Genomic DNA, 12,935 nt, shown 5'->3' with positions numbered 1-12,935 from the left:
GTTATTAGAATGGGAATTAAGGCTCTAAAAATCAGCCTTTTTACATTCCTAACCTCATAGGGTTGATATTCCCATTTCGCTATTTTTAAAAGATTTTTCTCCACCCATGATCGTAAAGCGGGTCAAATCCAACATCACTCATAATCAATTTACCCGCTCTCAATTATTGGTACTCATAAGCCCTTTCAAATGCGCTTTTCATTTCTTCTAGCAATGGCACTTTGTAACAGGTTGTACGCTTACCGTTGATTGTAGGCCTTCCTCCATCGATCAAGTTCACTGTCCCAATCAGGTACCGCCCTAGCTTTTTCTCGTTTATTATTCGATGGCCTGAAACACTCAATTTCTGACAATACCCTGTATAAGATTCAAAAAAGCTGCCTTTGGGAACGATTGCCCCATCCTCAAGATCGTATGACTGGTTCCCGTCAATTATTTCGCCATTTTCTAGGATTCCAGACAGCCATTCCTCATGTGGTTCTAGCGACTCCATAACTTGTTGCTGTGTCGCCTCTGTCCTTGGAGCTTTTCTTAAATCGAAGCTCGATAAATCGTAATCTTGTAGGAAGTTCAACAACTGCCCCATGGTTTGCTCATCTTCAATGTCAGCATTAAGCGGCTTGAAATAATCGCGGTTATTGGCCTTTTCGTCCGAAACCTCCAACACAAAAAAGCGTCTTTCATTAGCAGTTTGAGGCACTACCCAATCATTGTTAGTAATCATTAAAAAGCGGTGAAAGCTGTCGACCTCAATAGCGTCCTTTCCTTTTGCCTCAATAGATATCGTGCTCTCAGTGATTAATGTTCTTATCTTGCCGGCATCCTTAGGTGATCCACTCCAAAATGCCTCCTCAATCGTCACTAACAGCTTGTTAGCTAAATGGCTATTAAATGCCCCCAGTAAATGCTTAGAATCCTGCACTGTGATTGCGTGCTGCCCCAGTAATCGACTTAACAGCCTAGATACGGTGCTTTTACCTGTTCCCCTTGCGTCTGATTTTAGAGCGACACAAATACCACTTTTTTCCTCAGGCTTTTGGATCAGGTGAGCCATCCACGCCAATAAAAACTTAAAATGATCGTCATTCCCGCAGCATATAACGTGCTTTAAATGCCACATAATCCGGTCTAGGAGATCGTCACCATCGGCGGGTTTAACCGCAAAACCTTGCCACATATTTAAAAAACGATTGCTAGCGCGTCCGGACGGGTCGAACACTACACCGTGATAAGTATTTCGTGACAAATCCCTCATCCAGACAGACCAACAATTACCTTTCTTTGTCTGTTCGCCTTGCTGATATGAAAAATTCATATTTCCATAAAATTGCTTTTTGTCCTCTGGTCTTGAGAAAGTGTAATTAACCTCCCCTTTATGATCGGTGGCTCTTTCACAAATAAGCGTTTTACTTCCATGCAAAACAACAGAATGCGTAGAATTGAAAATAGAAATAATTTCAGGAGTAATTTCACTTAAAACCGTTGCCCCTGTAGATTCCCTACAAAGGATAAGCAGTGCGTCATAAGCTACAGGATGAGCGCTTTCGCTAATTTCGTGTAAGTACGTAGGTGCAGCGGTGTCCGTTCTTAGCCCTTTTAGTGCTCGCCTGATTAAAACTGTATCCGGCTCTATACCGTGAAAGTCTTCGACCCTGTCAGCTATGCGCTCCGCATCCTCCGTAGCCATGCCGCTTTGGATGAGTTTAATTTGAATTTCCTTTGCTACATCCTGCCCTGTTGGGCGAGCGTGTGGGTACTCAAATAAGTCTACATAGGTTGATATCACTAGCTTATAGTGCTCATCCTGTATTAAGTCTAAGTCGATTTGTTTAGCGTCACCAAATGCAATATTCACGTCTAGGCAAATGCCATCATGTATAGCCTTTTCAAACTTTCGCTGCTCGCAACTTATGGAAGTCCGTGCGTTTTTAGCCATAATTTTCTATACTCTTAGCGTTGGCTAATGGTTCGAATCTTGCTGGAATCTACCGTTAGCCAATGATTTTTTAAGGACGCTCAACATTTATTTGTTGGGCGTTTTTTCTTTCTGCCGCTTTATTGACTTCGTTCATTCAATAAATTCAAAGTTTTTGGTATTTAACATGGTAGTTACTTCCTTTTTAAATCCAAAAAATCAATAACTTCAATTAATAATCAATAACTTAAAAATAAAGATTAATTCATTAGTGATTATCTAACCTAAGATTCACTACTTTCTTTAATCCAGTTTTCAACATCCAATTGCTTCCAACCAATTGTACGGCCAAGGTGCTTAACAGGTTGTGGAAACGTGCCATTCTGTACCCATCGCCAAATGCTTTTGTAACTTCGATTTAGCATTGGACAAAGGTCTGCATATGTAAGTAGTTTTTCTGTATTCATTACTCTTGCCTTTTGTTGGTACGCCCTGAGATATGAAATAAATAATATTTGAGTTTTCACTCAAGCAATAAACAGGAAAACTAATTTTTAATTCTGTTTATCGGCCACTCGCTGTCCTCACATAGCTTTATGCTGCCAAACTGATAGGGAGCTCCGCCGTTCTCTAACAACACAAGCATTAATTCCACGAGGTCCGCGTTAGTCCTTTCTGTTGGAGTACCGGGCGCGAATCTTCGTAAAAAATTACTCATAAATTCTGAGTCTTCTCCGCCGGATCGGGACAAGCCAAACTCACCAGACAAATGTGAAACAAGCCATTCATCTAATGCCGTTGTGTGTTGCTTTCCGTATTTATCTAGTAGGTGAGTTTTCCGCTCTCCCCGATAGAGGCTATATAGACATTTATAAGCAGGCTCTAATTTTTTAATATAATCACGCCTGGTGTAGTTCAAAGGAATTGGCTTGAAAGGATTTACCCCTCGCATTAGCTTGGATAGTGCGTCCTTAGCTCCACGTTCATCCCCTTCTAATAAATATTTACCTTCCCCAATACCATCTCTAGGACTCCATGGTTTAAACTCATCATTCAGCCATCGCTCGACAGCTTCTTTTTTACAAAGCGCATAAAGCCATGTTTTTCCATCAAATTTAGGACGCGCCATTATTTAAACCCCACTACATTTGACCCTTGTTCTGTGTCAGTTAGTTTTGATAACCAAAGCTCTAAAGCTGCTCTTTTTTTCTCTATATGCTGCGATCTGTTGTAGATAGCCATCACCCCACCTAAGGCGTGCCCTAGCATCTGCTCAACCACATAAGGCTCTATCTCCATATCATTTAGGTAGGTAGCAAAACTTCTGCGTAAATCATGTAGATTCCACTTTTCATGACCTAGCTTTTTGCTAATTCCTGCACCATAAGCAGATACGGCCTCTGGTCGTTTTTCTTCACCCAACAGAAATTCATTTTTTGAGTTTTCAACTAGCGTCCGAATAACACTTTCTAGCTCTATCGGGATTGGGCGCTTAATTTCAGAACCCGTTTTGCTGTTAGATTTCGGAACAGTCCAAAGCATCGAATCTAAATCCCATTCTTTGATTTTTGATAAACGCAGCTCTTGGGTTCTACAGCCAAAAACAACCAATAAACGAACTAGATTTCTGTAGTACCAATGGTTTTTCCCGTTATCACACCATTTCCAAGCCTCCATAAGCTCAGGCCACGACAAAACGCGATCTTTTTTATTTTGGTGTTCGCCAATATCAGCAATGTTTAAGTCTTCCAGTGCTGTCGAATAAGCAAACTGGCGGTTTCGGCAAAATCTAAGGGCTTGTTTCGCATTTTGAAGAATATACCCGCTTGCTTTTGGGGCGGGGCGAGAGTGCGTTCCATTGGTAATATCGTCAAAGACTTGAACCCAATGCCGCGTTTCACACAGCTCTAAAGGCAAACGACCAATGAACGGGTATATATGCTTTTTGAATTGAGCTCGGTGCTTTTCAAAGTTTGCACGTTTTTTAACTGCATCATTATCTATCCAGTGCTCGAGAGCATCCCTGACCGTTACCGCTTCCAGTGTCTTTTCTCGTTGGAGTTGTGCTTGCACCTTTGGATCTAAACCTTTATCTAAATGCTTTTGATGCTCGGTAGCTGCCGTTCTCGCTTCTAGTAGTGATGTTGCGGGATAGGAGCCTAGTTTTAATTCGTATTGCTTTCTGTTGTATCTATAGCGAAGTACAAACGAAACTTTCCCTGTTTTGTAGTGGAACGCGTAAAGCCCGTCTCGGTCTGCAATCTTTATAGGGTTAGCGTTGTCGTGTTTCTTTCCGTTGAGTGCTTTTAGCTTGCTGTCACTAATTGCCATGTCATAAGCCTTTCATTGTCCGTCATAAGAAAAACAAGTCTTATGACGCCTCTCAGCCCTTGCTACATAAGGGTTGGTCATAAGAGTCATAAGAGTCATATTAAATATTAGAATTGTTTTGAAACTTACCAGTGATAGGAATTAGCTACCACAGCAAATACCACACAATTACTGATACATCTGAGAATATTATGGGAGAAGGTGAGACACAATAGGATAGTAAACCGTTGCTGCAAGGGGCATTAGGTGAACTAAAGTGGGATATGATGAGTTTGAGAGTAATGGCTTATTTGATAATACGGCATGAACTAATCGTTCTTTCGTAATTAATTGAACTGAAAGCCAGACTCATTAATTGAGTTTGGCTTTTTTTTGGCTGGTCGATTGAGTTATGGATAAAGTGAGTCGCGTGAAAGCGTCTTTCTCTTCACCACAGCACCTGTTAGCTACAGCAGTGCCCTTTATCAACATTGGCTGAGTCTAGCGCTGCTAGGATTGAACAATGGCTAGCGTTGTCATCTATGTGGCCACAACATGCATCATTAATTTTTTTAAGCGCGGTGCTAATTTTAGTGAGCTCAGTAATCTTCTCATCGATCATCTCCAGTTTCGCTGTGGTAATCGACTTCACTTCGGCGCAACTGTGCTGCGTCGCTTCCAAGCGAATCTCGAGCAATTCTTTAATCTCATCCAAACTCAGCCCCAACTCTTTGGATTTGAGAATAAAGGTCACCTGTTTCTGGTTATTTTCATCATAGAGACGATAACCCGACTCACTGCGACTGGCTGGCACAATCAGATTATTCTTCTCATAAAATCGCAAGGTATCGGCTGTCACGCCGCATCGTTTCGCTAATTCACCGATCTGAAACATGTTTTTTCCTATTCCTTCGTCCATTCCACAATTAACCTTATCGTTACTTTTCAGGCTGAAATGGCACTTTTCATAATTATTTTTGAGATGCCAAACGATTGCGCGAGCTTTTTTGTAATAAATTAGTTAGAATCTGCGCCATCAAATTTGGAGTTGGTTATCTTATAGCGAGATCATAAGACAAACCCAAAAGGTCTTTACCAAAACTGGCCAATATTTTATCTCTTACTGGTATCTAAGATAATCCACGCTAAGAAGATAGAAACAAGTTCTTTTTTGGCAAATATCTTTATTTTAACCCCATGAATTTGAGGAAGATGGAAGCATGAATAACGCTCGTCCAATTCGCCGCGCTCTAATCAGCGTATCAGACAAAACTGGTATCGTTGAATTTGCACAAGCTCTTGCTAACCGTGGTGTAGATATCCTATCTACCGGTGGCACTGCTCGCCTGCTTGCTGAAAAAGGCATCTCTGTTACAGAAGTATCTGACTACACTGGTTTCCCAGAAATGATGGACGGCCGTGTTAAGACTCTGCATCCAAAAGTTCATGGTGGTGTTCTAGGCCGTCGCGGCCAAGACGATGACGTGATGGAAACTCACGGTATCAACCCTATCGATATGGTTGTTGTAAACCTATACCCATTCGCAGAAACCGTTGCCAAAGAAGGCTGTACGCTTGCTGATGCTGTTGAGAACATCGACATCGGTGGTCCAACAATGGTTCGCTCTGCAGCGAAAAACCACAAAGACGTGACTATAGTTGTGAACGCTCACGACTACGACCGTGTTATCGCGGAAATGGACGCGAACGAGAAATCTCTAACACTAGAAACTCGCTTCGACCTAGCTATCGCAGCATTCGAGCACACAGCATCTTACGACGGTATGATCGCAAACTACTTCGGCACTATGGTTCCTAGCTACGGCGAGAACAAAGAGGGTGACGAAGAAAGCAAATTCCCTCGCACGTTCAACCAACAGTTCGAGAAAAAACAAGACATGCGCTACGGTGAGAACAGCCACCAAGCAGCCGCATTCTACGTTGAAGCAAATCCAGAAGAAGCATCCGTTTCTACCGCTCGTCAAATCCAAGGTAAAGCACTATCTTACAACAACATCGCTGATACTGACGCCGCTCTTGAGTGTGTGAAAGAATTTGACGAGCCAGCATGTGTTATCGTTAAACACGCTAACCCATGTGGTGTAGCGCTAGGCAAAGACATCCTAGAAGCTTACGACCGCGCGTTCAAAACAGACCCAACGTCTGCATTTGGCGGCATCATCGCATTCAACCGTGAACTAGACGCAGCAACAGCAACGGCTATCACTGAGCGTCAATTCGTTGAAGTTATCATTGCACCTTCTGTTTCTGCTGAAGCAGTAGAAATCGTAGCGGCTAAGAAAAACCTTCGCCTACTTGAGTGTGGCGAGTGGACAACTAAGACAACTGGTTTTGACGTGAAACGCGTTAACGGTGGCTTGCTAGTTCAAGACCGTGACCAAGGCATGGTGTCTGAAGATGACCTTAAAGTCGTTTCTAAGCGTCAACCAACGGCTGAAGAGCTAAAAGATGCCCTATTCTGCTGGAAAGTAGCGAAGTACGTGAAATCTAACGCTATCGTTTACTCGAAAGGTGACATGACTATCGGTGTAGGCGCAGGCCAAATGAGCCGCGTTTACTCTGCGAAAATTGCAGGCATCAAAGCTGCAGACGAAGGTCTACAGGTTGAAGGTTGTGTAATGGCATCAGATGCATTCTTCCCATTCCGTGACGGTATCGACGCGGCAGCTGAAGCGGGCATTAAGTGTGTTATCCAACCGGGCGGCTCTATGCGTGATGACGAAGTTATCGCAGCAGCAGACGAGCACGGCATGGCGATGATCTTTACAGGCATGCGTCACTTCCGCCACTAATTTCCTCTTCGTATTTGGCACTGTGGCGTCGTTAGCTGCTTTCGCCCACCCCGGTCACATAGCGAGCTATGTGACCGGGGATGGGCTCAATTGCTGCCTAGCCACATCACCAACTACTTTGAGCAAAACTTATAATTTTGTTTTTTTAAATATTCCGATATTTGAAATACGTAGAGCAAGTCAGTGACTTTAGTTCAAGGAAAACACGCGGAGCTTATGACTATAAGTGAGCATGTTTGACACAGAAATAAAGGTTCTGAAGCAGCTATAAGGATTTTAAAACATGAATGTATTGATTATTGGTGCAGGCGGTCGTGAGCACGCTTTAGGTTGGAAAGCAGCACAAAACCCAAACGTTGAAACAGTCTTCATCGCTCCAGGCAACGCAGGTACTGCACTTGAGCCGAAACTTGAGAATGTAAACATCGGCGTTGAAGACATCGCAGGTTTAGTCGCGTTTGCTCAAGAGAAAAAAATCGAACTGACTATCGTTGGCCCTGAAGCGCCACTCGTTATTGGTGTGGTTGACGCATTCCGCGAAGTCGGTCTGCCTATCTTTGGCCCTACTCAAGCGGCAGCACAGCTGGAAGGCTCTAAAGCATTCACTAAAGACTTCCTAGCTCGTCACGACATCCCAACGGGTTCTTACGCAAACTTCACTGATATTGAGCCAGCTATCGCTTACGTTCGTGAGCAAGGTGCGCCAATCGTAGTTAAAGCTGACGGCCTTGCGGCTGGTAAAGGCGTTATCGTTGCGATGACTCTTGAAGAAGCTGAAAATGCAATCAAAGATATGCTAGCAGGCAACGCATTTGGCGAAGCAGGCAGCCGCGTGGTTATCGAAGAGTTCCTAGAAGGCGAAGAAGCAAGCTTCATTGTAATGGTTGACGGCGCTAGCGTACTGCCTATGGCCACCAGCCAAGACCACAAACGTGTTGGCGACAAGGACACTGGCCCTAACACGGGCGGCATGGGTGCTTACTCTCCAGCTCCAGTGGTAACACCTGAAATCCACAACCGTATCCTTGAAGAAGTTATCTACCCAACGGTACGTGGTATGGACGCTGAAGGCGCACCTTACACAGGCTTCCTTTACGCTGGCCTAATGATCGACGCTGACGGTACTCCGAAAGTTATCGAATACAACTGCCGCTTCGGCGACCCTGAAACGCAACCAATCATGATGCGCATGGAATCGGATCTGGTTGAGCTTTGCCTAATGGCTATCGACGAGAAACTGGACCAAGCAGAATCGAAGTGGGATCCACGCGCTTCAATTGGTGTTGTTCTTGCAGCTGGCGGTTACCCTGCTGACTACGCAAAAGGTGACGTTATTTCACTACCAACTACCGAAGTTGAAGGCCAAAAAGTGTTCCACGCGGGTACCAAAAATAACGAAGCTGGCGACGTGGTGACAAACGGTGGTCGCGTTCTTTGTGCTACTGCACTGGGTAACACGGTTTCTGAAGCTCAAGAGCGCGCTTACGCGTTGACGAAGCAAGTTAACTGGAATGGTATGTTCCACCGCAATGACATTGGTTACCGTGCGATTGCGCGCGAGCAAGAGCAGTAATCAATAGTGTTACTCGCTTACTTTCCAATAACAGTAAGTAAATAACAACAAGGGTGCCTCGATAGGCGCCTTTTTTATTACTCAATCTTTCTAGGAATCTGTACCTGTACAGACAAACCAGTACTTGGCCTACAGCAGGCCAAATACTCTCAATCCTTGATTGCTCGCTATTCTTTCAACAGTGATGGCCTAACGACACAATCATAGCTGTCATCAGCCAGCATCAATAATTCTTCAACGCTCACCTTTCTAAGTGAATCACGGCCAAGCAAGGCTGCGTAGCTTTCAACTGACGCCAATCGGTCAATCACAAAGCTCGGTAAGGTCTGGTTAAACTCAAAGCGGTCAAACTCACGGCCAGAGCACGCCTCAAAAGAGCTGCCATCCCAGTAACCCTGAATCAGCTTCAGACCTTCATCATTCTGCTTACTTGTGGTCTCTAAAACCGAGGTCGCTTCTTTCTGATAATTGGCAAGCTGCTTTGCTTGAATAGGTAAGATTTTGCTATTAAGACGATAATGTTGATAAACAGCCTCGCCAGATTGGTTGAAACGCACATGAACGCGATAAGAAACCAACTCATTTGATGAATTGCGCTGCTCTCCTTCACGGACAAATTCACGTAATATCCCTGATGACCAAGCATAGTCTGTTTGATACCAACCGTAATCCCCTACCGTCACATAATCCGCTGAGGTGTAAGGTTGCGTAAGTTTGTTGGTAACCCAATAGAAGCTGGTCGCGTCGCCCATAACTTGGCCGCCGGTATAGGTCTCAAATTGCTCTAGGTTGGCGCGCGGGCTGGTTGAAGAACAGCCAACAAGAAGTGTTGATAAGAGTGGAGCGAGAAGAAATGCTTTTTTCATAAAACCTGTACCGAGGTGAGTTGCGATTACCTCGGCACAGTTTAGATTATTTCACTGAATCTTTCAGCGCTTTACCTGCAACAAATGCTGGAACGTTTGCAGCAGCGATTTGAATCTCATCACCAGTTTTTGGGTTACGACCCGTGCGAGCGGCACGGTGATTTACTTTGAAAGTACCAAAACCAATTAGCTGAACTTGATCGCCATCTTTAAGAGCATCCGTTACACCACCAAGAGTCGCTTCTAGAGCAGCTTTAGCTTGTGCTTTAGAAAGGTCCGCTTTTTCAGCAATAAAGTCGATTAATTGAGTCTTGTTCATTTTAGGTTTCCCTTCTTTGTATTTTTGAATTCAATTTACTCTAAAACATAAATGCCCTATCTGGCAAAGGTTTGTCGCCGTTCTTTAGCTCTAATGCCGCAGTTTTAGCCATAATATGAGTAATAACTCACAATTTGTTACTGATTATCCTAGGCAAGCCCTTATTTAAAAGGGCTGGAGAGTAAAATTAATGGTGACCTAGCTACTAGTTATTCTCTATAATCGACGTTGAATCGCTGATAAAGCGTACAATTTAATTTAAGGGCAAACATGCTGCTGCTAACTATTTACGTCTCCATTGCCATTGGAATTTCTTTCATTTGTTCCGTTTTGGAAGCTGTACTGTTGAGTATTAGTCCAAGCTACATTGCTCAACTCAAACAAAATGGACACCCTGCAGCAGGCTCATTAGATAAACTGAAAACAGACATAGACCGCCCACTAGCGTCCATTTTAACGCTCAACACCATCGCACATACTATCGGCGCGGCAACCGCAGGTGCACAAGCGGCTGTCGTTTTTGGCAGCCAATGGCTAGGTGTTTTCTCTGCCGTGTTAACGCTCGGTATTTTAGTCTTGTCTGAGATTGTGCCAAAAACCATTGGTGCCACTTACTGGCGTCAACTCGCTCCAGCAGCATCAACCGTATTACGCTGGATGGTATTCCTGCTGACACCGTTTGTCTGGTTCTCAGAACAGATCACTAAACGCCTTGCTCGAGGCCACCAAGCGCCAAAAATGCGTGATGAACTATCTGCGATGGCCATTCTGGCAAAAGAGAGTGGTGAGTTTGCAGAAGGCGAATCAAAGATCCTGAGCAACCTATTGGGCATTCAAGATGTACCCGTTACTCAGATCATGACGCCACGGCCTGTAGTATTCCGTGTCGATGCGGAAATGAGCGTCAATACCTTCCTAGAGAAACACAAAGACACGCCATTCTCTCGCCCACTGGTCTACAGTGAGCAGAGTGACAATATCATCGGTTTTGTCCACCGCTTAGAGCTGTTCAGATTGCAGCAAGCTGGTAGTGGAGAAAAAGCCTTGGGTGAAGTAATGCGCCCTATCCATGTGTTGCTGAACAACATGGGCTTGGCTAAGGCCTTTGACCAGATGATGGCGAACCGCCTGCAACTGTCTTTAGTTGTGGATGAGTACGGCACCATTCAGGGGATCATCACCCTAGAAGATATTTTTGAACACCTAGTGGGCGAAGAGATTGTCGACGAGGCGGATAAGACGACTGACATGCAAGAACTGGCGTTCCAACGTTGGGAGAAGTGGAAAGAAACACACGGTGTTATCGAAAACCGCGATGACGAGGACGAGCTAGAGGAAGAAACCCCATCAGAGAACGACGCATCGAAAGACAAAGCGCAGAACCAAGACAAAAAAGACGCTTAATCTAAATTTGATATCGCCAGATACAACAAAGGCTCCACCGGGAGCCTTTGTTTTTTTATTTATGCTGTCGTGCGATAGCCAATTATAGCGAGACACCAATATTACTGACGGGATCTTCACGCAGTTCATGACGTAGATCTTTGATCAGCTCTAGGTCACGCTCAGTCGTTTCACGTAGAGGTCGGAAAATGGCCCACTGAACGTCCCACTCTTCACACACCGCTTCGTTTTCTTTCTGGTTTTCGTTCGTCACTTCTTCAGCACCTTGAGCAAACTCAAGTTCAGCAACCGTCTTCACTGATTGTTGACTGACTTTAATTACCGCTTCCAACATATGTTCACGATCAAGCAGGCCATGAATCAACGTCGCTAAGCCTTGGCATGCGTCCATTGCTGGGTATACGCCATAGAAATCGAAATCATCTGCGCTAGGGAATAGCTCTTCCACTTTCTCGAGTTGACGCTCAAAGTTCACCTTTGCCGTTTTCACCGTTAGGATTTCCCAAATGCTATCCAAAACATCACGATAGATTCGAGCTTCCGCAAATTCTGTATTCTCACAAAACATGGCATAGTTAGGGTACATACGCTCACATAGACACGCCATAAAGGTAATTTGTTGCCAAGGTTCTAACTTTTCAAGACGAACCTGCAGTGGATTCTGAAGCATAGTCACTCAATAATTGCAGAAAAAGACATCGAAAGTGTACTTGATAAATACTGGGGGGAAAAGGTAAGCCGATGAACAATTTTACGAATAAGCTCTATATTGCTACTGAGCATGACGATACCTATACACAACTGATACTCAACCACGATCTACCTGACCTAGAAATCACTCAAAACCCCGAATCAGCAAAGATTGTCTTGGCGTCACCGCCTCTAATCGCAGAGCACCTCGGCGAGTTTAAAGAGCTAGACTGGTTACAGAGTACCTATGCTGGAATCAATAAACTCACTCAGCCGGATCTGCGTCAGGACTATACGCTAACCAATGTCAAAGGCATCTTTGGCCCGGCTATCGCAGAATACGTTTTAGGTTACGCAATCAGCCACTTTAGACACTTTCCTCATTACCACCAGCAACAACAGCAACGAAACTGGCAGCCTCAGCTTTATTCTAGCCTAACTGACAAAACCATGGTGATTTTAGGAACAGGTTCGATCGGCAGTCATTTGGCAAAAACCGCAGCGGCTTTTGGTATTCATACCATAGGTGTCAATCGTACAGGCATCCCATCCAAACAAGAAACCTTTAAAGAGACCTTCCACATCAATGAAATAAAGGCTGCCCTCAAGCAGGCCGATATTGTGGTCAACACCTTGCCATCAACCGTTGAAACCTATCAGCTGTTGAACCAAACCACGTTAAGTTACTGCTCTAATGTGCTGCTGTTTAATGTCGGCAGAGGGGAAAGCATCGACAACAAAGCTTTACTGTTAGCTATTAAAAACCGATGGGTAGAACACGCATTTTTAGACGTATTTGAAAGCGAGCCCCTTCCGCAAGATCACCCTTTCTGGAAACTACCGCAAGTGACGATTACGCCACACATCGCTGCACTCAGTGAGCCAAGACAAGTGGTCGAGATCTTCGTAGAGAATTACCAACAGTGGCGAGATGGCTTTACACTTAATCATGTCATCAATTTTGATAAAGGTTACTAGGGCGTGTTGATCTTTGCTGTACATTTCGCGTTCAACAATACATCGGTAGCCACATCAACATGAATGC

General features: G+C 44.3%; 12 protein-coding genes. 4 read left to right on the top strand and 8 right to left on the bottom strand.

What is annotated here, in order from left to right; translation table 11 throughout:
• Positions 1 to 163 precede the first annotated feature (163 nt).
• The 5 genes from Q1A70_RS07315 to zntR form a co-directional block, all read right to left on the bottom strand.
• Entirely contained in the window at positions 164 to 1,936 is a 1,773-nt protein-coding gene (locus Q1A70_RS07315; protein WP_299688442.1) for a DUF5906 domain-containing protein, read from the bottom strand.
• A 263-nt stretch (positions 1,937 to 2,199) separates the two neighbouring features.
• Positions 2,200 to 2,340 carry an AlpA family phage regulatory protein gene (locus Q1A70_RS07310; protein WP_299688544.1) on the bottom strand — a complete coding sequence of 47 codons (141 nt, stop codon included), beginning with the start codon at positions 2,338 to 2,340 and terminating at the stop codon, positions 2,200 to 2,202.
• A 122-nt stretch (positions 2,341 to 2,462) separates the two neighbouring features.
• Positions 2,463 to 3,044 carry a hypothetical protein gene (locus Q1A70_RS07305; RefSeq protein WP_299688439.1) on the bottom strand — a complete coding sequence of 194 codons (582 nt, stop codon included), beginning with the start codon at positions 3,042 to 3,044 and terminating at the stop codon, positions 2,463 to 2,465.
• On the bottom strand, positions 3,044 to 4,246 hold the full coding sequence (locus Q1A70_RS07300) for a site-specific integrase (protein ID WP_299688437.1): 1,203 nt from the start codon (positions 4,244 to 4,246) through the stop codon (positions 3,044 to 3,046). The genes Q1A70_RS07305 and Q1A70_RS07300 overlap by 1 nt, the downstream gene beginning before the upstream one ends.
• Positions 4,247 to 4,688: 442 nt before the next feature.
• Positions 4,689 to 5,120: a Zn(2+)-responsive transcriptional regulator gene (gene zntR / locus Q1A70_RS07295; protein WP_299688433.1), complete on the bottom strand. Its 432-nt coding sequence runs from the start codon at positions 5,118 to 5,120 to the stop codon at positions 4,689 to 4,691.
• 325 nt (positions 5,121 to 5,445) lie between these two features.
• Here zntR and purH point away from each other — a divergent pair, with 325 nt between their 5' ends.
• Together purH and purD are read left to right on the top strand one after the other, a co-directional pair.
• Positions 5,446 to 7,038 carry a bifunctional phosphoribosylaminoimidazolecarboxamide formyltransferase/IMP cyclohydrolase gene (gene purH / locus Q1A70_RS07290; protein ID WP_299688430.1) on the top strand — a complete coding sequence of 531 codons (1,593 nt, stop codon included), beginning with the start codon at positions 5,446 to 5,448 and terminating at the stop codon, positions 7,036 to 7,038.
• A gap of 283 nt (positions 7,039 to 7,321) precedes the next feature.
• The gene (gene purD / locus Q1A70_RS07285) at positions 7,322 to 8,611 is read left to right on the top strand and encodes a phosphoribosylamine--glycine ligase (RefSeq protein WP_299688428.1); all 1,290 of its coding nucleotides are present in this window, start codon (positions 7,322 to 7,324) and stop codon (positions 8,609 to 8,611) included.
• A 167-nt stretch (positions 8,612 to 8,778) separates the two neighbouring features.
• On the opposite strand, the gene Q1A70_RS07280 is transcribed toward purD, so the two are convergent.
• On the bottom strand, positions 8,779 to 9,477 hold the full coding sequence (locus Q1A70_RS07280; RefSeq protein ID WP_299688425.1) for a DUF1481 domain-containing protein: 699 nt from the start codon (positions 9,475 to 9,477) through the stop codon (positions 8,779 to 8,781).
• Between the two features lie 46 nt (positions 9,478 to 9,523).
• Positions 9,524 to 9,796 (bottom strand): nucleoid-associated protein HU-alpha, encoded by a 273-nt coding sequence (gene hupA / locus Q1A70_RS07275; protein ID WP_004729753.1) that lies wholly within the window; start codon positions 9,794 to 9,796, stop codon positions 9,524 to 9,526.
• Positions 9,797 to 10,066: 270 nt separating this feature from the next.
• Here hupA and Q1A70_RS07270 point away from each other — a divergent pair, with 270 nt between their 5' ends.
• On the top strand, positions 10,067 to 11,200 hold the full coding sequence (locus tag Q1A70_RS07270; RefSeq protein ID WP_299688420.1) for a hemolysin family protein: 1,134 nt from the start codon (positions 10,067 to 10,069) through the stop codon (positions 11,198 to 11,200).
• Between the two features lie 82 nt (positions 11,201 to 11,282).
• Here Q1A70_RS07270 and Q1A70_RS07265 read toward each other — a convergent pair whose 3' ends face one another.
• Entirely contained in the window at positions 11,283 to 11,870 is a 588-nt protein-coding gene (locus Q1A70_RS07265) for a DUF416 family protein (protein ID WP_299688417.1), read from the bottom strand.
• A 71-nt stretch (positions 11,871 to 11,941) separates the two neighbouring features.
• Between Q1A70_RS07265 and Q1A70_RS07260 the strand changes: the two genes are divergently transcribed.
• Positions 11,942 to 12,868, top strand: a complete 927-nt coding sequence (locus Q1A70_RS07260; protein WP_299688414.1) for a D-2-hydroxyacid dehydrogenase — start codon at positions 11,942 to 11,944, stop codon at positions 12,866 to 12,868.
• Positions 12,869 to 12,935 lie beyond the last annotated feature (67 nt).

This window comes from uncultured Vibrio sp., assembly GCF_947488985.1.
Lineage (GTDB): Bacteria > Pseudomonadota > Gammaproteobacteria > Enterobacterales > Vibrionaceae > Vibrio.
Note: the sequence above shows the minus strand (reverse complement) of the source record. Positions and strands in the feature narration are given on the sequence as shown.